Raw genomic sequence first — 21453 nt, forward strand, 5'->3', positions numbered from 1 at the left:
TTGATTTTAAAGAGAAACGATGATTTATCCGTGGCAAGCCGATGACTGGAACCGCCTGCAGCAGTTGCGCGGCCACTGGCCGCACGCCCTGTTGCTGCATGGACAGGCGGGCATCGGCAAGCTGCGCTTCGCGCAGCACCTCGCGCAAGGCCTGCTGTGCGAGGCCCAGCAGGCCAATGGCGAGCCGTGCGGCGCGTGCGTGGCCTGCAACTGGTTCGCGCAAGGCAATCACCCGGATTACCGGATCATCGTGCCCGAGGCGCTGGCCGCCGAAGCCGGCCTCAACAATGCCGCGGACGAAAAAGCCGACAAGGCCGACGCCGACGAAGGCAAAAAAAACCCGCACGCCCAGCAAGGAAATCAAGATCGAGCAGATTCGCGGCTTGCTCGATTTCGTCGGCGTGGGTTCGCACCGCGGCGGCGCGCGCGTGGTCGTGCTGTATCCGGCGGAAGCGCTGAATATCGCCGCGGCCAACGCGCTTCTGAAGACGCTCGAAGAACCGCCGGCGGGCGTCGTGTTCCTGATGGTGTCGGCGCGCATCGACCGCCTCCTGCCGACCATCATCAGCCGCTGCCGCCAATGGCCGATGACCATGCCCGCGCCGGACGTGGCAACGAAGTGGCTTGCCGCGCAAGGCGTGGCCGAGGCGCCCGCGCTGCTCGCCGAAGCCGGCGGCGCGCCGCTCACGGCGCTTGCGCTCGCCAGCGACGAGAACCGCGCGCTGCGCGACTGGACGCTGAAACAGCTCGCGGCCGGCCCCGACTGCGACGCCTTCGCCTGCGGGGAGGCGCTGCAGAAGCTGCCCGTGCCGCTGGTGCTAGGCTGGCTGCAACGCTGGATGTACGATCTGCTGGCGCAGCGCACGGCGGGCGCACCGCGTTATTTTCCACAGGCGTCGGCGGCGTTGACGCGCTGTGCGTCGCAGGCCGACGCCAGCGCGTTTGCGCGCTTCATGCGTACCGTGACGCGCCAGCGCGCCGTCGAAAACCATCCGTTGAATGCGCGGCTGGTGTTCGAGGAACTGTTTATCGGCTACCGCGATCTGTTCGCTTGAGCCGCGTCTACGGGGCAAGCCGCGCGGCCGGCGCCGGTCCGTCTTCTGTCCTGTTCCGTCCTGTATTGGCCTTCCACCTCACGTTCAACGCACCATGAGCCTTTCCTACCGCGATGCCACGCTCGACGACCTGCCCGCCATCGTCGCCATTTACAACTCGACGGTGCCGTCGCGGCAAGTCACCGCCGACCTCGAACCGGTCAGCGTCGAAAGCCGGCTGGCCTGGTTTCACGCGCACGGACCGCAAAAGCGCCCATTGTGGGTGGTGGAAGACCCGCAACAGCCCGGCCGCGTGATCGCATGGCTGAGCTTTTCGGACTTCTACGGCCGTCCGGCCTATCTGCGCACCGCGGAAGTCAGTATCTATCTCGACGAAAGCGCGCGTGGCCGCGGCCTCGGCAAGCAATTGCTGGCGGCTTCGCTGGCAGCGGCGCCGGCGCTCGGCCTCGATACCGTGCTCGGCTTTATCTTCGGCCACAATGAGGCGAGCTTGCGCCTGTTCCGCGGCTTCGGCTTCGACACGTGGGGCTCGCTGCCGCGCGTGGCCGTGCTGGACGGCGTGGAGCGCGATCTGGTGATTCTCGGCAAACGCCTGAACCTCACCGCGAGCGCCGCCGCCGCCGCCTGATTCATTTCGAGCCAGCCCTACGCAGGACATCACCATGTTTGTCGACTCGCATTGCCATATCAACTTCGAAGGACTCGCCGAGCGCCTGCCGCAGGTGCTCGAGAACATGCGCAGCCATTCGGTCACGCATGCGCTGTGCGTGTCCGTCGATCTGGAGACGCTGCCTGCCGTGCTGGATATCGCCAGCCGCTACGAGAACGTGTACGCGTCGGTCGGTGTGCATCCGGATCACGAGCACATGCGCGAGCCGAGCGTCGCCGAACTGGTCGAACTGGCCGCGCATCCTAAGGTGGTCGCGATCGGTGAGACCGGTCTCGACTACTACCGGCTGGAAGGCCGCACGATCGCCGACATGGAATGGCAACGCGAGCGCTTTCGCACCCACATCCGGGCGGCGCACGCTACGCACAAGCCGCTGATCATCCATACGCGTTCGTCGTCGGCGGACACGCTGCGCATCATGGCCGAGGAACGCGCGAGCGAGCCGGGCGGCGTGATGCATTGCTTCACCGAGCCGTGGCCGGTCGCCGAACAGGCGCTGGCGCAGAATTTTTACATCTCGCTGTCGGGCATCGTCACATTCAAAAGCGCGACCGACGTGCAGGACGTCGCGCGCCGTGTGCCGCTGGAGCGTTTGCTGATCGAAACCGACTCGCCGTACCTCGCGCCCGTGCCGTATCGCGGCAAGCCTAATGAACCTGCCTACGTAAGTTATGTCGGACGGTTCATCGCGCAGCAACGCGAGATGCCGGAAGCGGCGCTGGCCGCCGCGACCACGCAGAACTTCTTCCGCCTTTTCAAGATCCCGGCGCCCATCGGCGCGTGAAACGTAAAGTCGATAAATATCAAAAGGATAGGGACGTTTCCTAAAGTTAAATATGAGAGAAATTTCGATGTTGGACGCCGCATTCCAAGACACTTCGGCAGCGAACGTCGCAGCGCATGGCGCGCTGGCTTCGGCGCGGCGCGGCGTTTCGCGCCTCGCTTTCGCGGCTTCGCTGGCCTGTGCCGCGCTGACTTCACTGGCGGTGTCGCCGGCCCAGGCTGCGCCGATCGATTCGCTGATCAAATCGGTCAAATTCGACGACGTCGACGGCGTCAACAAGCTGCTCGCCAAGGGCATGGATCCGAATAGCGTGGATAACCAGGGCATGCCGCTGCTGGTGCTGGCCGCGCGCGAGAAATCGGACAAGGTCGGCGCCGCGTTGCTCGCCAATCCGAAAACCAACATTGAAATTCAGGACAAAGCCGGCGAGAACGCGATGATGATGGCCGCGCTGAACGGCGACCTCGACTTCGTCAACCAGCTGATCGCGAAAGACGCCGAGGTCAACAAGAAGGGCTGGGCACCGCTGCACTACGCGGCGGCGAACGGCAACGACGATATCGTCAAGGTGCTGCTCGACCATTCGGCCTACGTCGACGCCGGCTCGCCGAACGGCACCACGCCGCTGATGATGGCCGCGCGCGGCGGCCACGTGTCGACCGTGAAGCTGTTGCTCGACAACGGCGCGGACCTGACGGTGAAGAACCAGATCGGCATGACGGCGCTTGATTTCGCCAAGACCTACAAGGAGCCGGACGTGGTCGAAGGGCTGACGGCGCGGCTGCAGCAGATGCAGCAGAAATAATGTGCATGGCGGCGCGGGTAGCCGGCCAGCGGGTCGCCGTGCCGCCGCGCTAAAAAAGTGCCTGAAGATAGCGGCGGTGCGCACGCTTGCGCTTCGCAAAACAGTGCAGAATGACGACTTTGGCGCGCCACGTGGGCGCGCCCTTTGGATGCGGCGAAAGACCGCCTGATAAACGACCCTGGAAAGGAACACCATGCTGCGGGCTTTGATTTTCGCCAGCGCGTTTGCCGTACCGCTATCGGCAGCCGCGTTTACGGGAGGCGACCTCAACAAGCTGTGCACCAAGACGGACGTGGCATCGCGTAGCGCGTGTGCCGCTTATATCGAAGGCGCCGCCGACGGCATCTTCAACACCATCGACGCGATCGGCGGCACGACCGGTCCGCGCGTCGGCCAGTACTTCTGCTTGCCGCAGGACGCGCGCTCGGCGCAATTGACCGACGCGGTGCGCAAGTACATTGCGGAGAATCCGAACGTCGCGGGCTACAACGCCAGCACGGCGATCTCGCTGGGGCTCGGCAAGGCGTTTCCGTGCAAGAGCGGTAGCTGAACTGAATTGCGGCTGATGTCGCGCGCCCGCAGCGGGCGCGTTGGGCGGTTTGCCTCATCTCATGAGTGTGTTTCGGCTTTTCAGCCGGAACCTCTGTGGGGGTTCCTCGAAGCCTATCTGAAACCCGGTCTGAGCTCCGGCTGTCCACTTGCAGAGGCGGCCAGCCTGGGCACCTTTCCCAGATCGCGCCGAAGAACAATCCAAGATGTCAGTAGGCAGGCCGCGACGGCGCGCAGTCGTCCGGTTCGCGCTTGCTTCATCGTCGCTTGCCGACTGGAGCTTTTGAAGCGGTCCGACGCGTCGCGCAACACGCGGCCACATTCGAAGTCTCGCGATTCCGCGCCCACTCTGTTCACCCCTCAAGCCAGGAGGACGATCCCTTTGATGCCTACTCTCGACGACCTCAGCCGCATCGCCGAAGCGCCGCTGCATACGTGGCTCGGCGCGTTGATCGTCTCGGTGATCGCGGTGCTGCTGGCCGTGGGCGTCCATCGGATCGGCGCGCGCATGGCGACGCGGCTCGCGCGGCCCTATCCGCTCACCAGCGTGGTGCTGCGCTATATCGACAAGCCGTCGCTCTTCGTGCTCGTGATCCTCGCGCTCGAAGCGGTATGGTGGGAAGCGCCCGACACGCTGACTTTCATCACGCCGCTGCGCGACGCCGCCGCGATCGCGCTGATCGGCGCGATCACGTGGCTCTCGGTGCGCTCGGCGGCGGCCATCGGCGAGGCGATCATTCAGGCCCATCCGCTCGATACCGCCGACAACCTGCAGGCGCGCCGCATCCATACGCAGGCGCGCGTGCTGGCGCGTTCCGTGATGTTCGTGATCGTGATCGTCGGCGTGGGCGGCGCATTGATGACGTTTCCCAATGTCCGGCAGATCGGCGCGAGCCTGCTGGCGTCGGCGGGCGTGGCAGGCCTTGTTGCCGGTATCGCCGCGCGGCCGGTGCTCGGCAATCTGATCGCCGGTTTGCAGATCGCGCTGTCGCAGCCGATCCGTCTGGACGACGTCGTCGTGATTCAGGGCGAGTGGGGGCGTATCGAGGAAATCACGGGCACGTATGTGTCGGTGCGTCTGTGGGATCAGCGGCGGCTGATCGTGCCGCTACAGTGGTTCATCGAGAACCCGTTCTCGAACTGGACCCGCAGCAGTTCGCAGATTATCGGCACAGTGTTTCTGTACGTCGATTACCGGATGCCGCTCGCGCCGTTGCGCGAGGAGCTCGCCCGCATCGTCGAGGACGCGCCCGAGTGGGATCGCCGCGTGCAGGTGCTGCAGGTCACGGACGGCACCGAGCGCTCGATGCAATTGCGCGCCCTCGTCAGTTCGCTCGATTCCGGTCTGAACTGGGATTTGCGCTGCCGGGTGCGCGAGGGACTGCTCGACTTCATACAGAGGCACTATCCGCAGTACCTGCCGCGGGCGCGCGCGGAAGTGTCGGCGGAACTCGAAACCGGCAAGGGCGCACCGCTCGACTGGGTGCCGCGCGGCACGCAGACGCCGGCTGGCAGCACCGCCGCGCATACCGAGGCCGATCCGGTGGCAAGCCGCGCCGGACGGGCTCCGGCGGCCGATGTGCCGCAGCCTGTGAAGGAAAAAGTCTGACGGTGGGTCTGATACCGGCTTTGACCGCGCTCTGACGGTGGGTTCGACGGCGAAAGCGCCATACTGTGGCGCACAGGCACCGATGAATGCAACTGATCGGGCACCAAAGCGGTCGAACCGTCCACTCACTCACGAAGCTGGCGCGGCATGGTGTGCTTCAGGGTGGCTCGGGTTCCCGTCGCGCGATTGCGCACGGGAGGCCGCCAGGACCTGATGGAACGCACCCGCGCGCGTCGCGCGAACCAAGGAGGACATGCAACATGGGGCGATTGATCGTCGTGTCGAATCGCGTCGCTACGCCGACGGAAACCAAAGGATCGGCCGGCGGCCTCGCGGTCGGCGTATTCGGCGCGTTGAAGGATGCTGGAGGCGTGTGGTTCGGCTGGAGCGGCGACGTGGTCAGCGAGACCGTCGCCAACGCCGGCCCGACGCTGGAGCAGGACGGCGCGGTGACCTTTGCGACCGTGGGCCTGACACGCAAGGATTACGACCAGTACTATCGCGGCTTTTCGAACGCGACATTGTGGCCGGTGTTCCACTACCGCAACGACCTTGCACGCTACGAGCGCGAGGAATACGCGGGCTACCGGCGGGTCAACGCGTGGCTCGCGCACAAGCTGATCAAGCTGCTCGAACCCGACGACGTGATCTGGATTCACGACTACCACCTGATCCCGTTCGCCGAGGCGCTGCGCAACGAGGGTGTCACGAACCGCATCGGCTTTTTCCTGCACATTCCGTTTCCCGCGCCGCAGATCCTGCTCAACATTCCGCCGCACGAAGAACTGGTGAAGTCGCTGTCGTGCTACGACCTGCTGGGCTTCCAGACCGCTACCGACGAACTCGCCTTCAAGGATTACGTCACGCGCCACGCGCGCGGCACGGTGAGCGCGGACGGTCTCGTCGAAGCGTTCGGCCGCAAACTGCACACCGGCGTCTACCGGATCGGCGTGTTCCCCGACGAAATCGCCGAACAGGCGAAGCGCTACGAAAGCCGTCAGCACGTGCTCGACCTGAAGCAGAGCCTGGAGGGGCGCAAGCTGATCATGAGCGTCGACCGGCTGGACTATTCGAAGGGTCTGGTCGAGCGGTTCCGGGCCTTCGAGCATCTGCTGGAGCGTTCGCCGGAATGGCGCGGCAACGTCACGCTGGTGCAGATCGCGCCACCCACCCGTTCGGACGTCGCCACCTATCAGAAAATTCGCCAGGATCTGGAGTACGAAGCGGGGCGCATCAACGGCCGCTACTCGGGTCTCGACTACACGCCGATCCGCTATCTGAATCAGCAGTACGACCGCTGGAAGCTGATGTCGCTGTTTCGCGAATCGCAGATCGGTTTCGTCACGCCGCTGCACGACGGCATGAATCTGGTCGCGAAGGAATACGTCGCCGCGCAGAATCCCGACGACCCAGGCGTGCTGGTGCTGTCGATTTTCGCGGGCGCGGCGGCGGAGCTGAGCGGCGCGCTGCTCGTCAATCCGCATGATGCGATCGGCATGTGCGAAGCCTTGCAGCGCGCGTTGCAGATGCCGCTCGACGCGCGTCAGCGGCGCCATGAAATCAACATGGCGGCGCTGCGCAAGAACGATCTCGGCGTGTGGCGCGATACGTTCCTGCACGATTTGCGCAGCGTGCCGGTGCAGAAGCCGGGCAAGGGCGGCGGGCATAACTGATGGGGCGTCTTGACCAATGCCTGGCCTGGTTCTCGCGCGGGCGGTTCGCCGCGTGCGGGCGCGTCGCGGAATTACGGAAAGGGCACGCGTGCGTGACTGAATCCCGGGTTGCCGCATGCTGACCACGCTGGCTGTCGCGGGTTACCGCTCGCTGCGCGAGCTGATCGTGCCGCTCGGCCGCCTGAACGTAATTACGGGCGCCAATGGCAGCGGCAAGTCGAGCGTGTATCGTTCGCTGCGTTTGTTGGCGGAGACGGCGCGCGGCGGTGTGATTACCTCGTTGGCGCGCGAAGGCGGTTTGCCTTCCACGTTATGGGCCGGTCCCGAACGCTTTTCGCGCGCCGTGCTGGCCGGCGAGTTCCCGGTCGAGGGCACGCGGCGTAAAGAACCCGTGAGCCTGCGGCTCGGCTTTGCCGGCGATCAGTTCGGCTACGCGATCGATCTGGGGCTGCCAGCGCCGGAGCGGCCAGCGGCTCCCATACCCAGCAAGTTCCTGCTCGATCCGATCATCAAACGCGAGTGCATCTGGAGCGGCCCTGTGCTGCGGCCGTCGGCGTTACTGGTGGACCGGCACGGCCCGGCGCTGCGCACGCGCGACGAGCACGGCGACTGGCAGACCATTCCGCAACCGGTCGCCAGCTTCGACAGCATGATGACGGAGTTCTCCGACCCGCGCACCGCACCCGAGATGGTCACGGTGCGTGAGCAGATCCGCTCCTGGCGTTTCTACGACCATTTCCGCACGGACGTCGAAGCGGCCGCGCGTCTGCCGCAGATCGGCACGCACACGCCGGTGCTCGCGAACGACGGTGCGGATCTCGCCGCCGCCTTGCAAACCATCCGCGAGATCGGCGATCCGGTTGCGCTCGACGCCGCCATCGACGACGCCTTCCCGGGCTCTCGCCTCGACGTCACGACACAGGACGGCCGCTTCGAAGTGGCGATGCAGCAGCATGGCCTGCTGCGGCCGCTGAAAGGCGCGGAACTGTCGGACGGCACCTTGCGCTATCTGCTGCTGGTCGCCGCTTTGCTGACGCCGCGTCCGCCGGAACTGCTCGTGCTGAACGAACCCGAAACGAGCCTGCATCCGGACCTGCTGTCGGCGCTCGCCCGCCTGATCGCGCGGGCTGCCACATATTCGCAGGTGTTGGTGGTGTCGCATGCGGCGCGCCTGATCGCGGCACTCGAACGCGAGGAGGCGAGCCAGTCGATCGTGCTGGAGAAGCACTTCGGCGCCACCCGTATCGCCGATGACGACGAGCGCGATCTGCCGCCCTGGAAATGGCCCGCCCGATAATCGGGGATCCGTTTCCGTTTCGAGTCGCGTGTAAGCTGAATGTAACAGTGCCGAGAAAGTGCAAGTTTGGGGGTTTTTTGTTGGCCCGTGGTGAATAATGCGTCGATGCCGGTCGTGCACCGTGCCGGAGCGCGGCCGTTGCATTGATCGGCGGTAGTGGCGCTGTCCATACTCAGCGCTGCTGACGCGCACCGCCGCAGGCGCAAGCCGTCAGATCACGGAGACAGAATATGAAGATTGCGCAGATCGCCCCTTTGACCGAATCGGTGCCGCCCAAGCTGTATGGCGGCACGGAGCGCGTCGTGTCATACATCACCGAGGCGCTGGTCGAACTCGGCCATGACGTGACGCTGTTCGCGAGCGGCGACTCCGTGACCAACGCGAAGCTCGAAGCCGTCTGGCCGCGCGCGCTGCGTCTCGATCCGGGCATTCGCGACCGCGTGGCGCCCCATATGCTGCTGATGGAACTGGTGCGCCGTCAGGCCGAGAATTTCGACGTCCTGCATTTCCACCTGGACTATTACTCGTTCTCGGTCTTCAAGCGCCAGGAAACGCCGTTTGTCACGACCATGCACGGCCGCCTCGATCTGCCCGAGCAACAGCCGGTGTTCGACACCTTCAACACCGCGCCGGTGATCTCGATTTCGAACGCGCAGCGGCATCCGCTGCCGCAGGCCAGGTGGCTGACCACCGTGTATCACGGCTTGCCGGAGCAGCTCTACACGCCGCAGCCGGTCGAGCAGAAATATCTCGCGTTTCTCGGCCGGATCTCGCCGGAAAAGCGTGTCGACACCGCGATCCGGATTGCCGGCCGCTGCGGTATGCCGATTCGCATCGCCGCGAAAGTGGACGCCGCCGATCGCGAGTATTTCGAACGCGACATCCGGCCGCTGCTGGATTTGCCGTACGTGGAGTTCATCGGCGAGATTGCGGATCACCAGAAGGCCGAATTCCTGTCCGGGGCGCACGCGTTGCTGTTTCCGATCGACTGGCCTGAGCCGTTCGGCCTCGTGATGATCGAAGCGATGGCATGCGGCACGCCGGTCATCGCGTTCAATCGCGGTTCGGTGCCGGAAGTGCTGGAAGATGGTGTGACGGGCTTTATCGTGGAAGACGAGATCGGCGCGGTGGCGGCGGTCAATCGCCTGCACAAGGTGCCGCGAGCGGGCGTACGGCAGCGCTTCGAGGAGCGCTTCACGTCGCACCGCATGGCTCAACAGTATGTGAACGCGTATCAGTCGGTGATTCGCGCGCAGAAACGTTCGCGCTTCAAGGTGATCGATACGTCGGGAAGCTGAGCCGGAAAGACTGGCGAACGCGCGAGATCAAAAAGAGCGGCGATGCAGGCAGCGCATCGCCGTTTTTGTTGCCGCATGATTCGAGACAATGGCGTCAGGCAATGCGACCGATCATCTGCGGCTAACCGCGGCCCACAAAAGCTCACCGCCGCGGCGCGTGCCACATTGCTTGCGTTGCAAAAGCGGGCTGCGCGGGATTGCGTCTGATCCGGCCACCGCTGCTCACGGAAACCCGGCGGATCAGACGCACACCCCGCAGACCGGCAATCGGAGCGCGCCCCTTAGATCTTCAGACGCGTAACCTTGGTGCCTTGCAGCGATACGTCGGCCATCAGGCCGGCATTGGTCAGCACGAACACTTCGACCGGAGCCGTCGCCGTGGTGGTGTCGATCGCGCCGTTGGCACCCATTTTCACCAGCGCGACGGAGGCGTCGCCGCCCGCCGACCAGCCGTCGGCGTTGCGGAATTTGTCCAGTGCGTCCTGCGTCATGAACAGGAAAATGATCGCCTTCGACTGCGCACCTGCCTGCAGGCCGAACGAACCGGAAATCGTGCTGTAGTAACCGACCGTGCCGCCACCGACCTTCAGCGAGCCTTCGCCGTACTGACCGCCGACGATAAAGCCGACCTGAAGCACCGACGGGAACACGAGGACGCCGCGCGCCTTCGAAACCAGTTCGCGCGAGCCCTGCACCGTCGTGAAAAGTCGCGACATCGTGCCTTCGACGCTGGCGTCGATCGACTGGCGCTTGGATGAATCGGTGGCGGGTGTGTCCGGGTTGCCTTTATTCGTCGTACAACCAGCCAGTGCAAGGCCTCCGAAAGCGAGCGCAGCGGTAGTCTTCAACATGAAGTTTCGTCTTTGCATCGTTTTTCTCCGTCATTGTTCCGGGGCGCAACCTCATCTGATGTTGCCGGGTTGCTTTTGAGTTATATCACACGCAAGCACAAATGGCGCGCTTCCTTGACAGGCGAAAAGCCTTGTACGGCGGGGGTTTCGGGCTAATCGTAAGGGATCGCGCTGTAATTTTGACTGGTACTGGAGCGCGCCGCGTGAGCGCGCGCGCCGCGCGTTGGAACAGGTTCCCGGGAATTCGGGCCCGATTTGATGTGCCTCAATCGGAACGGGGCCGTAACAGCCTGGATGATTCGTTTTTACCGATTTTCGCGCCTCGCGTATTCGCGTTGTAATAAAACCGAAAGCGTTGCGTCGATGCCGCAGATCGGCTGTCGAAGCGGGTGCGCCGTCATCCGTGATTCGCCGGGCTTTTGACCGGCGGCGGACGCCGCAGTACGCGGCGCAGCATGCCGATCAGTACGCCGAGCAGAAACAGCGCGACGGCCGGCACGATCCAGTAACCGACAAATGCATGCCAGAGATAAGCCATCAGGGTAGCGCGGCGCACGCCGTATTCATTGCGGGCGTCCTGCTGTCGCGCCGCGTTGGCGGCCAGCACATCGGCCGGACAACCCGCGGCTTGCGCTTCGTCGGGATTGCCGTGACAGCGCGCGGGGGCGCCGGCCGCGCGTTGCGCGTCGGTGAAATTCCAGGTGGTCAGCGCGCGGTCGAGGTCGACGGCGTTGTACGCCATTTCCTCCCGGATCTCGCTCACCGCCACGATCGCCACGGGCACCGCCCAGAAGATGATGACGACCAGCCACCGCCTCAGCCAGCGGTTTTTATGCTTCGATACCATCCTTGCCTCCGATGGACGCTCTGCAGCTCCAACGACAAGATGGCGGCCCGTCTAATGTTCTATATGGGGGGGCCGTCTCCGCAGCCATCATAGAAGAAAAACGGCGCGTTCGGGCGGATGCACGGCGTGGGGCGGAGCGGGAGGCGGCAGTAAGTGGGCAGTAAGTGACAGGTAAGCGGCGCCGGGCGCGGCGTCGCCTGGTTCGAGCGCAGGGCGCTCGTGCGCCGCGCTCGTGGCGCGGCGCTGACTCACGGTGTTTAGTTGGACGGTGCGGACGACAGGCAGCTCTTCATGAACGCCTTGCGGTCATCACCCTTCTTGCCGGTGGCTTGCGTGTTGCACGCCTTCATCTTGTCCTGCTGGCTCATCGGCGCGGCGGCGGCCGGCTTCGCGGACAGGCACGTTTTCATGAATGCCTTGCGGTCATCGCCCTTCTTGTCGCCGGCCTGCTTGTTACAGTCGGCCATTTTCGTCTGCTGGCTGTTCTGTGCGAACACCGGAGAAACGAGGACAGCGCCCAGCACCAGCGTAGCGATAGCGGATTGGACTTTCATATGACACTCCATCGGTGGTGAAAACGTTTTTGGTCGTTCATGCGCGCGGGCGTCAACGGTATCCAGAACCCTCGGCATGTCCATTATGGCAAATGCTGTCTGCCAGAACGGCCAAAACAGCAATCCGGTTGACATGCACTCGCACAGATTTTCCCTTGCGCGGCGGGCGGCGATGGCGCATCGGAGAATGAAAGGGGCAATAGCGGCGTGCCGAATTATGTTATGCATTCCAGATTAATTGCATGAAGCGAATTCGAAACGAATTAGCGCGACGCGATTCGGGGAGTTCGATGAAAGATTCAAATATCCATTGCGGATTGCTGCAAATGCAACTGAATGGTAAATCGGCAGAAAATTCCGTCTTATGACATAGGGGTAATATTGACCAGCATGTGTGCCGGTAGTTGTACCGCGACGCCGCTGTCACAGCGGCGGCATACGTGCCCACCGGTATCGTGACATGCCGGCACGCACGGGAAAGGACGGCTGTGGTCGGCGAGGGCGCGGCGAACCGATGCGCTGAAACCAGGTCTATCGGTCGTATCGATGGATTTTGCTGCGGAGCGGCGCATCTTCTAGCGGTGCCTGCGCCACGCTGGCCGCGCCATCGTCCTGACACCGATGCATTGCACATAGGCTGTTCTGCCGCTGCTTCCGCTCACCGCCGCTAGACATAGCGACAGCGAAATGCATCGGAATCCACCTTCAAAAAAACGGCGAATTCATCAAAGTCAATTCGCCAGCGATATCCAATTGTTGTGCGCTGCAATAGCGCCATTTTTTAGCTGGAAGCAACAGCAGTTCTGTGACGGCAATGCGAGAAAAGACGCAGCAAAAAGGACAAGTTTGTTTCTATCCGTAACACTTGTCTCACGCGTATTCACGCAAACCCTGGGGATGGTATGCTTCGTGCACAATTCTCCCATGCACGAGTGAGACCACGTTTTGTGCTTCGCAATAGGGATAAACCGCACTAAGACAGGGCGGGTTTGACCAGCTGACAGAACGTACAAGACATATTTGTGCAACCGCGGGCTGCACACGGATCGTGAAAGTTGAATCCGTGGCGTCCCAAAGCCGCGGCCCGGCCAGGCTGCGTGGAGAAAATCCAATGTTTTTCGATGAGCTAAGCAATGACGAATGGGCGCTGCTGGCAGCGCTTGTCTCAGATGAGCCGGCCGTCCGTCTAAACCGACGCGGCCGGCCCCGCGCCGAACCACGCATCGTGGCGAATGCCGTGCTGTGGATCCTGACCACCGGCGAGCCCTGGTCGAAACTGCCCGGCCGTTATCCGTCGGGGCCCACTTGCCGGCGCCGTTTTGAAGAATGGCAATTGAACGGCACGCTGCTCGAGATGGTTCGGCTGTTGTCGCAAACCGGGCGCACCTTTGCGTACGTCCCCCAGCCGGCGCCGCCCGTCGCGGCCAAACCCGCGGCACCGGTAACGGAAAGCCCGCGCGCGCGCGACGAGACTCTGCGTGGTGTGTCCTGGAGAAGTCCAGAGTCGTGGCAAGCGCCCGGCGTGTCGAACAGCCTGAGCAACTGGCGGTCGGCCGATCCGATTGCCGACATCACGCGTCAGTTGTCGGGAGAGGCGAACGGGGCGGCAAGCGTGCCGCCGGTGTCCCGCGCGCCTGCGGCGCCCGTACGGTATGTCGCGCGGCCGGACCTCGCTCGCGCGGACGAAGCGGGCGCGGTGAATGCCGCCATGCATGGTTTGAATTCCGCCGTCGCATCAGCGCGCAGCACGCCGGCGCCCGACGACCGGCGCAGCCCGCTGTCGCTGAGCCTCGCGCCACGCGGCAGGGAAATCGCCGACCGCGGCTATGTGATTTATGTCGCGGCGGAGCGGGTGCCGAACGCCATGTTTCGCGCGTGGGCGGAGATCATGAAGGACGGCAAACGCGTCGAGCGTTCAGGCCTCGTCGGCCCGCGCTTTGCGGATACGGATGTGGCGGAGCAATACGCGCTCGGCTGGGCGCGGCAGTGGATCGATCGTGAATGCCTCACGCTGGCGGCAGCAGCCGAATCCGCGGCGGCAGTTCATGTTTCGACTCAAGCGTCGGCGCACGTCGCTGCAAACCCGGCGCCTACGGCGGCTCGTCCGTTGCCTGCCTTGCGCCATGTGCCCGAACCGGTCGCGGTCAATCACGGTGCGTCTTTGCATGGACCGCTGAACGCATTTCGTGGTCCGCTGCGCCGTTATCCCGGCGAACCGGCTGCTGTCAACGCAGCGACCGAGAGCAGTACATCAGATCGTTTTACGTCGTACCCAGAACTCATCTCCCACGCAGGGTGAGCACAGCAGTTCCCCGCGGCCGGTAGGAGCAACCGCCGCAGGCTCCCGCTTCATTCGTTGTGATTCACTGGTGATGTCAGAAGGACGCCGTTCGCCGACGCCCCTGATCGACGCTTGTTAGTGGCTTGTCACTGGCGTCCGTAGGTGTCGTCGAAACGCACGATATCGTCCTCACCGAGATACGAACCGGACTGGACCTCGATCATTTCGAGCGGCATCTTGCCCGGATTCTCGAGACGGTGGGTGACACCCAGCGGAATATAAGCCGATTCGTTTTCGGAGACGATAAAGCGCTCTTCACCACGCGTGACGAGCGCCGTGCCGCGCACGACAATCCAATGTTCGGCGCGGTGATGATGCATTTGCAGCGAGAGCCGCGCACCTGGCTTCACCACGATCCGCTTGACCTGGAAGCGCTCGCCGGTGTCGACGGAGTCGTAATTGCCCCACGGGCGATGCACCTTGCGATGGTTGGCCGCTTCCATCCCGCCGTCGCTGCGAATCCGGCCCACGATCTTCTTGACGTCCTGCACGCGCGACTTGTCGGCGACCAGAATGGCGTCGGCCGTTTCCACTACCACCAGATCCTGTGTGCCCACGCAGGCAATCAGGCGTCCTTCCGAATGCGCGAAGGTCGAGACGGCGCCTTCGAACATCACCCGGCCGCGCCCCACGTTCTGATCGGCGTCCTTGTCCGAGATGTCCCAGATGGCGTCCCACGAACCGACGTCGGACCAGCCCGCCTGCAACGGCACGACGATGCCCGAGGCCGCGCTCTGGTCGTTGCCGAGCTGTTCCATCACCGCGTAGTCGATCGAATTCGACGGCGAGGCGCTGAACGCGTCGCGTTGCAGGCGGAAGAAGTCGCCGTCCGCCTTGCCGCCCGCGAAGGCCGCGTCGCACGCTTCGTAAATGGCCGGCTGGAAATAACGGATCGCCTTCAGCCAGGTCGACGCGCGCATGATGAAAATGCCGCTATTCCACCAGTACTCCTGCGAATCGATATACCGCTGCGCCAGCTCCAGATGCGGCTTCTCGACGAAGCGATCGAGCTTGTGCGCGCCGATCCTGCCGGCGGCTTCCGTGCCGGCGTCCTGCGTATCATTAGTCGTGCCAAGCGCTGCGCCGATGCGAATGTAGCCGTAGCCCGTTTCGGCGCGCGTCGGCACGATACCCATCGTGACGATATGCCCGGCTGCCGCATGCTGCACGCCGGTCGCCACTGCCGCATGAAATCCGGCGATGTCCGTGACCGCATGATCGGCGGGCATCACCACCATGATGCCGTCTTCGTCTTGCGCGGCGACCGAGAGGGCAGCCACGGTGAGCGCCGGCGCCGTGTCGCGTCCTGCGGGTTCGAGAATCAGCCGGGTCGGCTTGCCGCTCGTGCGCAATTGCTCGGCGGTGGTGAAGCGCTGCTCTTCATTGGCCACCACGATGAGTTGCTCGGTGAGCGGATAGCCGGCTTCGAGTCCGTCGAGACGGCGCGTAGTGGATTGCAGCAGCGAATCGTCGCCGAGCAGGCCGATGAGCTGCTTCGGGTGCTGTTCGCGCGACATCGGCCATAACCGCGTGCCGGAGCCGCCCGCCAGAATCACAGGATGAACCTTGAGCTTGACGTTCAGGGACTTGACTTGCGTGGACCGGGTGTCGGCAGACGTGGCCGTAACCGGAGCTGTCATGATGGACTCCTCGAGGCTGGGTGAATGCGTCGATTTTTATCACGAACCCGGGAATCAATAAAAGCGCGTTAAATGGAAACTATATAAAGCGCCAAATAAAATTATCCATTTCGTGAAGAAAAAATGTCCCTATAATTTTTTAAAAAGAAAAATTACCCGAAAAAAATCACGGGACATTTTTTTATCGTCGTCCATGCCGCAAAATGACAACGGAAGGCGTCGCGTAAGCTTTGTAGGAAAACCATCAGAAAGTACTGGATTGGCTCACACAAAGGCTTACCAGGCAGTGAAAAGACATCCGTGCCGGTAAAAATTGCCGAACAAAATTCAGAAAAAATACCGAAACATTGACCGATACAATTTGAGATATTTTGCGGTCTTGCAGTGGGAATTTTAATACCGCTTTATCTATACCTGTACAAGGGTATTCACTCATTCCGACACACATTTCCTGATCCGGTCGTTCAGGCGATCTTTTCGATTGGGAAACAGAAGGGCAATTAGCACCGCTTCGAACAGGTTCGCGTCGCGCATGGAATTGCATGACGCGGATACCGGCGTTGTGCGTCCCATCGCCGGAGTGGATTTCAACCAACCAACGGATGGCACTTGACTGACGAACTGAGGGGCAGCGCATGCTGAGCGTTCTATCGAGAATCATCGACATCGCCATGGTCGCGCTCGGCGCCGCCATTGCGGCGGCCGTGCACAGCGGGAAAGCCGTGTGGCTGGACGATATGCAAAGCGTCTCGCTCGCGTTCGACTGCCTGCTGGTGGTGGTGTTTTTTCCGGCGCTCGGGATCTATCAGTCGTGGCGTGGCAAGCCGTTGTACGACCTGCTGTGCCGCGTGGCGGGCGGCTGGCTGCTGGTGGAAGTCACCGGCGTGCTGATCAGCTTCAGCCTGCACCGCTCGGACAGCCTGTCGCGGTTGTGGCTCGTCTATTGGGCGGCGGCCACGATCGTGCTCCTGATCGTCACCAAGGTGATCGTCTATTCGATCTTGCGCGGACTGCGCCGCGAAGGCTTCAATCAGCGCGCGGTGGCGATTGTGGGCGGCGCGCCGTATGGGCGCTTTCTGATCCAGCAGATGCGCAGCCGTCCGGATGCGGGCTTCAGCCCCGTCGTGGTGTTCGACGAGGACGGCACCATCAATCCGTATGAAGACCCCGATGCGGGCGAGGCGATCGAAGGCGTGCCGGTCGAGCGCGACTATCAGCGCATGCTGCATCTCGTGCGCCAGCGCGCGATCCGCGAACTGTGGCTCGCGCTGCCGATCTCCAAGGAGAAAGCGATTCACCGCTTCGTGATGGACCTGCGCAACGACTTCGTGAACATCCGCTTCATTCCCGACGTGCGCAGTCTCACGCTTTTCAATCAGCCGATGGTCGATCTGCTCGGCGTGCCGGCGATCAACCTGGCCGCCTCGCCGATCACCGATCTGCGCGTGCTGCCCAAGCGCGTGTTCGACCGCCTGTTCGCGCTGGCCGCATTGACCGCGCTCGCACCGCTGATGCTGGTCATCGCCGCCGCGGTGAAGCTGAACTCGCCGGGCCCCGTGTTCTTCCGGCAGAAGCGCAAGGGCATCGACGGCAATCAGTTCGAGATCTACAAGTTCCGTTCGATGAAGATGCACAAGGAAGAGCACGGCAAGATCACCCAGGCCACGCGGCGCGATCCGCGCATCACCGCGGTCGGCGCGTTCCTGCGGCGCACCAGCCTCGACGAGCTGCCGCAGTTCATCAACGTGCTGCGCGGCGAGATGTCGGTGGTCGGCCCGCGTCCGCATGCGCTCGAACACGACGACATCTACAAGGATCTGGTGAAGGGCTACATGCACCGCTACCGGATCAAGCCGGGCATTACCGGGTGGGCGCAGATCAACGGCTATCGCGGCGAAACCGACCGCATCGAAAAGATGATGGGCCGCGTCAAGCTCGATCTGTACTACATGCAGCACTGGACCTTCTGGCTCGACATCAAGATCGTCGTGCTGACGCTGTGGAAGGGCTTTGTTGGCAGCAATGCTTATTGACGGCCCGCACCTGTCGCTTCGCGCCAGCCCCCCGAGGGGGTGCAGGAAAACTTGGGGCGGCCCGGCGTTTTCTTGCGGGCTTCGGTCACGCGTCATGTGACTTTTTATTGGATTCCATTTTCCGAGGTGTAATACATGAACCTGACGATCATCGGTAGTGGCTACGTAGGCCTCGTGACGGGCGCGTGTCTGGCCGACATCGGCCACGACGTGTTCTGTCTCGATGTCGATCAGCGCAAGATCGACGTGCTCAACAACGGCGGCGTGCCGATCCATGAGCCGGGTCTGCAGGAGATCATCGCGCGCAATCGCAAGGCCGGGCGCCTGACGTTCTCGACCGCCGTCGAAGCGGCGGTCGCGCACGGCGATATCCAGTTCATCGCGGTCGGCACGCCGTCCGACGAAGACGGTTCCGCCGACCTGCAATACGTGCTCGCCGCCGCGCGCAACATCGGCCGCCATATGACGGGCTTCAAGGTGATCGTCGACAAATCCACGGTGCCGGTCGGCACGGCCTCGCGCGTGCGTGACGTGATCGCCGCCGAACTGGCCGGCCGCAACGCTGCGCACATGTTCTCGGTGGTGTCGAATCCCGAGTTCCTGAAAGAGGGCGCGGCGGTGGAAGACTTCACGCGGCCCGATCGCATCGTGCTCGGTTGCGACGAAGACGTGCCGGGCGAAAAAGCGCGCGAGCTGATGAAGCGCCTCTACGCGCCGTTCAACCGCAATCGCGAACGCACGCTGTATATGGACGTGCGCTCGGCCGAATTCACCAAGTACGCGGCCAACGCCATGCTCGCCACGCGCATTTCGTACATGAACGAGCTCGCGAATCTGGCCGACCGCGTCGGCGCGGATATCGAGGCGGTGCGGCGCGGCATCGGGTCCGATCCGCGCATCGGCTACGACTTCCTGTATGCCGGCTGCGGCTATGGTGGTTCGTGCTTTCCGAAGGACGTGCAGGCGCTGATCCGCACGGCCGCCGACCACAAGGCGAATCTGCGCATTCTCGAAGCGGTGGAAGCGGTCAACGACACGCAGAAGAAAGTGCTCGCGCAGAAGATCGTCTCGCGTCTGGGTGAGGATCTGTCCGACCGCACCTTCGGCGTGTGGGGCCTCGCCTTCAAGCCGAATACCGACGACATGCGCGAAGCGCCGAGCCGTCCGCTGATCGCCGAACTGCTGCGCCGCGGCGCCCGCGTGAAGGCATACGACCCGGTCGCGATCGACGAATCGAAGCGGGTGTTCGCGCTGGATCTGAAGGACGTGCCGCAGCAGCACGCGCGCCTGTCGTTCGTGAAGGAAGAGATGGAAGCCGCCGAAGGCGCGGACGCGCTGGTGATCCTCACCGAGTGGAAGGTGTTCAAGAGCCCGGACTTCGATTCGCTCAAGCGGATCCTCAAGACGCCGCTGATTTTCGACGGCCGCAACCTGTATGAACCGGACGCGCTGCTCGAACTCGGTATCGAGTATCAGGCGATCGGCCGACAGCACGCACTGCGCAGCGCGCCGGCGAAGGTCGGCGCGAACGGCTTGCCGCTCGCGCAGGTGGTGGCGCTGGACGCGGCCGGAGCCAGCCGCTGAGCTGCCGCCGGAGCGCCGCCAACGCCAACGCACCGACAAGCACCCGCTCAGCCGTCACCACGCGCCTCATCACGGAGCCCGCCATGTTTGCCAACGTTCTGATCGTCTGCCACGCCAACGTGTGCCGTTCGCCCGCCGCCGAAATGCTGTTCAAGGCCCGGCAACGGGCGGCGTCGCGTTCGCATGCGGAGCCGATCGCGTTTCATTCGGCGGGTCTGCGCGCCGTGAACGGTCACGGCATGGACCCCGTGATGCGGCGCCTGCTCGCCGAGCAGGGCGTCGCCTCGGGCATCCACTACGCGCGGCGTCTGGACCGGCAACTCGTGCGCAGCGCCGATCTGGTGCTGGTCACCGAGCGCGCGCAGGTGAGCGACGTGGAAGCACTCGATCCGGCCTCGCGCGGCAAGGTCTATCCGCTCGGCAAGTGGGAAGCGGATTCCGACGTCGCCGATCCGCACGGCGGGGCGGAAACCGCTTATAGGGAGAGTCTCGTGCTCATCGAACATCTGGTCATGGGATGGCTGAAAAAAATATGCTGATGAAAAAACTCACTGCACACTCACTCGTGGACGGCAAGTCGACGAATTTCAAGTCCAAACTCGCCGCCACGCTTTTGCTGACGTCCTTTCTGTCGGCCTGCGTCACCGCACCTGGCAACTACCTCGACACCTCCCGTCTGAAAGACGACGGCCAGCACGACAGTCAACCCGCCGAGACCTATCCGGTCCATGTGATCGACGCGAATGTCGTGACCGCGCAGGCGCAAGCCGCCGCCGCGAAGACTCAGGTGCTGCCGACCTCCACCTTGAGCGACCCGTCGCAGTATGTGTACCGGCTCGCGCCGCAGGACATTCTCGGCATCACCGTGTGGGACCATCCTGAACTGACCACGCCGCAGGGCAGTACGCTGTCGGCGGGCGGCAACACCACGCAGTCGATCGGCGGCGCGTTGCAGCAGCCGTATACGGCTGCACTGCCGGGGCAGGCCGACCCGTACGGCCAGACCATCGCCGCCGACGGCACGATCTTTTTCCCGTTCGTCGGCCGTATCCGGGCCGCCGGCAAAACCGTCAGCGAGTTGCGTGCTCAGTTGAGCACCGGCCTCGTGCGCTATATCCGCAATCCGCAGGTCGACGTGCGCGTGCTGTCGTATCGCGGCCAGAAGGTGCAGGTGACCGGCGAAGTGAAGACGCCGGGCCCGCTCGCGGTGAGCGACGTGCCGCTCACGCTGGTCGACGCGATCACGCGTTCGGGCGGCACCAATGCGGACGCCGATATTCAACGCGTGCGTCTCACGCGCAACAACAAACTCTACGTGCTCGACGCCGACCGCATGCTCGATCGCGGCGACACCACGCAGAACGTGATGCTGCAAAACGGCGACGTGATCAACGTGCCGGACCGCACCGACAGCCGCATATTCGTGATGGGCGAAGTGAAGACGCCGATCCAGCTGCCGATCATCAAGGGGCGCATGACGATCGCCGACGCGCTGACGCAGGCCGGCGGCATTCTCGACACGGACGCCAATCCGCGCCAGATCTTCGTGATGCGCGGCATGCGAGATCACCCGACCACACCGGACGTGTATCGCCTCGACATGACGCAGCCGGACGCCATCATGCTGTCCTCGCAGTTCCAGTTGCAGCCGCTGGATGTCGTGTACGTGGGCACCGCTGCGTCGACCACCTTCAACCGTGTGTTGCAGCAGGTTCTGCCGAGTGTGCAGACGTTGTTCTACCTGAAACAGCTGACGCGCTGATCGTCTGAACCGCCGTCGTCAGGCCCGTGCCGCACTGTCCATCGAGGACGCGGCGCGGGACCGAAGCAAATGCCGATGTAACCGATACGGGAAGCGAATTG

18 protein-coding genes and 1 pseudogene are annotated in these 21453 nt (G+C 63.4%); 14 read left to right on the forward strand and 5 right to left on the reverse strand.

Translation table 11 applies throughout. The features are described 5' to 3' along the window. Positions 1 to 19 precede the first annotated feature (19 nt). From PDMSB3_RS09500 to PDMSB3_RS09540, 9 genes and pseudogenes are all read left to right on the forward strand, one after another. Positions 20 to 1055, forward strand: a pseudogene (locus tag PDMSB3_RS09500) (DNA polymerase III subunit delta'). A gap of 94 nt (positions 1056 to 1149) precedes the next feature. Then, positions 1150 to 1683, forward strand: a complete 534-nt coding sequence (locus PDMSB3_RS09505; RefSeq protein WP_007181976.1) for a GNAT family N-acetyltransferase — start codon at positions 1150 to 1152, stop codon at positions 1681 to 1683. Between the two features lie 34 nt (positions 1684 to 1717). Beyond that, complete coding sequence (locus PDMSB3_RS09510) at positions 1718 to 2509, forward strand: TatD family hydrolase (RefSeq protein ID WP_165185915.1); 792 nt, start codon at positions 1718 to 1720, stop codon at positions 2507 to 2509. 67 nt (positions 2510 to 2576) lie between these two features. Further along, positions 2577 to 3314: an ankyrin repeat domain-containing protein gene (locus tag PDMSB3_RS09515; protein WP_007181974.1), complete on the forward strand. Its 738-nt coding sequence runs from the start codon at positions 2577 to 2579 to the stop codon at positions 3312 to 3314. A gap of 193 nt (positions 3315 to 3507) precedes the next feature. After that, positions 3508 to 3864, forward strand: coding sequence for a Rap1a/Tai family immunity protein (locus PDMSB3_RS09520; protein ID WP_007181973.1), 357 nt, complete (start codon positions 3508 to 3510; stop codon positions 3862 to 3864). A 384-nt stretch (positions 3865 to 4248) separates the two neighbouring features. Further along, complete coding sequence (locus PDMSB3_RS09525) at positions 4249 to 5472, forward strand: mechanosensitive ion channel family protein (protein ID WP_007181972.1); 1224 nt, start codon at positions 4249 to 4251, stop codon at positions 5470 to 5472. Positions 5473 to 5732: 260 nt separating this feature from the next. After that, complete coding sequence (gene otsA / locus PDMSB3_RS09530) at positions 5733 to 7145, forward strand: alpha,alpha-trehalose-phosphate synthase (UDP-forming) (RefSeq protein ID WP_007181971.1); 1413 nt, start codon at positions 5733 to 5735, stop codon at positions 7143 to 7145. Positions 7146 to 7260: 115 nt separating this feature from the next. Then, the gene (locus PDMSB3_RS09535) at positions 7261 to 8442 is read left to right on the forward strand and encodes an AAA family ATPase (protein ID WP_007181970.1); all 1182 of its coding nucleotides are present in this window, start codon (positions 7261 to 7263) and stop codon (positions 8440 to 8442) included. Positions 8443 to 8672: 230 nt separating this feature from the next. Continuing rightward, a complete protein-coding gene (locus PDMSB3_RS09540) occupies positions 8673 to 9740 on the forward strand; it encodes a glycosyltransferase family 4 protein (protein ID WP_007181969.1) in 1068 nt (355 codons plus the stop codon). A 281-nt stretch (positions 9741 to 10021) separates the two neighbouring features. On the opposite strand, the gene PDMSB3_RS09545 is transcribed toward PDMSB3_RS09540, so the two are convergent. From PDMSB3_RS09545 to PDMSB3_RS09555, 3 genes are all read right to left on the reverse strand, one after another. Further along, a complete protein-coding gene (locus tag PDMSB3_RS09545; protein ID WP_007181968.1) occupies positions 10022 to 10609 on the reverse strand; it encodes a BPSL1445 family SYLF domain-containing lipoprotein in 588 nt (195 codons plus the stop codon). 379 nt (positions 10610 to 10988) lie between these two features. Next, a complete protein-coding gene (locus PDMSB3_RS09550) occupies positions 10989 to 11438 on the reverse strand; it encodes a hypothetical protein (protein WP_007181967.1) in 450 nt (149 codons plus the stop codon). Between the two features lie 257 nt (positions 11439 to 11695). Beyond that, positions 11696 to 11992: a PsiF family protein gene (locus PDMSB3_RS09555; RefSeq protein ID WP_007181966.1), complete on the reverse strand. Its 297-nt coding sequence runs from the start codon at positions 11990 to 11992 to the stop codon at positions 11696 to 11698. A gap of 1111 nt (positions 11993 to 13103) precedes the next feature. On the opposite strand from PDMSB3_RS09555, the gene PDMSB3_RS09560 reads away from it, so the two are divergent. Continuing rightward, the gene (locus PDMSB3_RS09560) at positions 13104 to 14291 is read left to right on the forward strand and encodes a transposase (protein ID WP_165185918.1); all 1188 of its coding nucleotides are present in this window, start codon (positions 13104 to 13106) and stop codon (positions 14289 to 14291) included. Between the two features lie 128 nt (positions 14292 to 14419). Here PDMSB3_RS09560 and PDMSB3_RS09565 read toward each other — a convergent pair whose 3' ends face one another. Both PDMSB3_RS09565 and PDMSB3_RS09570 read right to left on the reverse strand, forming a co-directional pair. After that, entirely contained in the window at positions 14420 to 15973 is a 1554-nt protein-coding gene (locus tag PDMSB3_RS09565; protein ID WP_007181964.1) for a mannose-1-phosphate guanylyltransferase/mannose-6-phosphate isomerase, read from the reverse strand. Positions 15974 to 16217: 244 nt separating this feature from the next. Then, positions 16218 to 16634: a hypothetical protein gene (locus tag PDMSB3_RS09570; RefSeq protein WP_165185920.1), complete on the reverse strand. Its 417-nt coding sequence runs from the start codon at positions 16632 to 16634 to the stop codon at positions 16218 to 16220. Between PDMSB3_RS09570 and PDMSB3_RS09575 the strand changes: the two genes are divergently transcribed. From PDMSB3_RS09575 to PDMSB3_RS09590, 4 genes are all read left to right on the forward strand, one after another. Beyond that, positions 16609 to 18006 (forward strand): undecaprenyl-phosphate glucose phosphotransferase, encoded by a 1398-nt coding sequence (locus PDMSB3_RS09575; RefSeq protein ID WP_007181963.1) that lies wholly within the window; start codon positions 16609 to 16611, stop codon positions 18004 to 18006. The two genes, PDMSB3_RS09570 and PDMSB3_RS09575, sit on opposite strands and share 26 nt — an antisense overlap. A gap of 135 nt (positions 18007 to 18141) precedes the next feature. Next, positions 18142 to 19590, forward strand: coding sequence for a UDP-glucose dehydrogenase family protein (locus PDMSB3_RS09580; RefSeq protein WP_007181962.1), 1449 nt, complete (start codon positions 18142 to 18144; stop codon positions 19588 to 19590). 83 nt (positions 19591 to 19673) lie between these two features. Beyond that, complete coding sequence (locus PDMSB3_RS09585; protein WP_007181961.1) at positions 19674 to 20129, forward strand: arsenate reductase/protein-tyrosine-phosphatase family protein; 456 nt, start codon at positions 19674 to 19676, stop codon at positions 20127 to 20129. Beyond that, positions 20123 to 21352: a polysaccharide biosynthesis/export family protein gene (locus PDMSB3_RS09590; RefSeq protein ID WP_165187438.1), complete on the forward strand. Its 1230-nt coding sequence runs from the start codon at positions 20123 to 20125 to the stop codon at positions 21350 to 21352. The genes PDMSB3_RS09585 and PDMSB3_RS09590 overlap by 7 nt, the downstream gene beginning before the upstream one ends. The last annotated feature ends 101 nt before the right edge of the window (positions 21353 to 21453 follow it).

Source organism: Paraburkholderia dioscoreae, from assembly GCF_902459535.1.
GTDB classification, from domain to species: Bacteria; Pseudomonadota; Gammaproteobacteria; order Burkholderiales; family Burkholderiaceae; genus Paraburkholderia; species Paraburkholderia dioscoreae.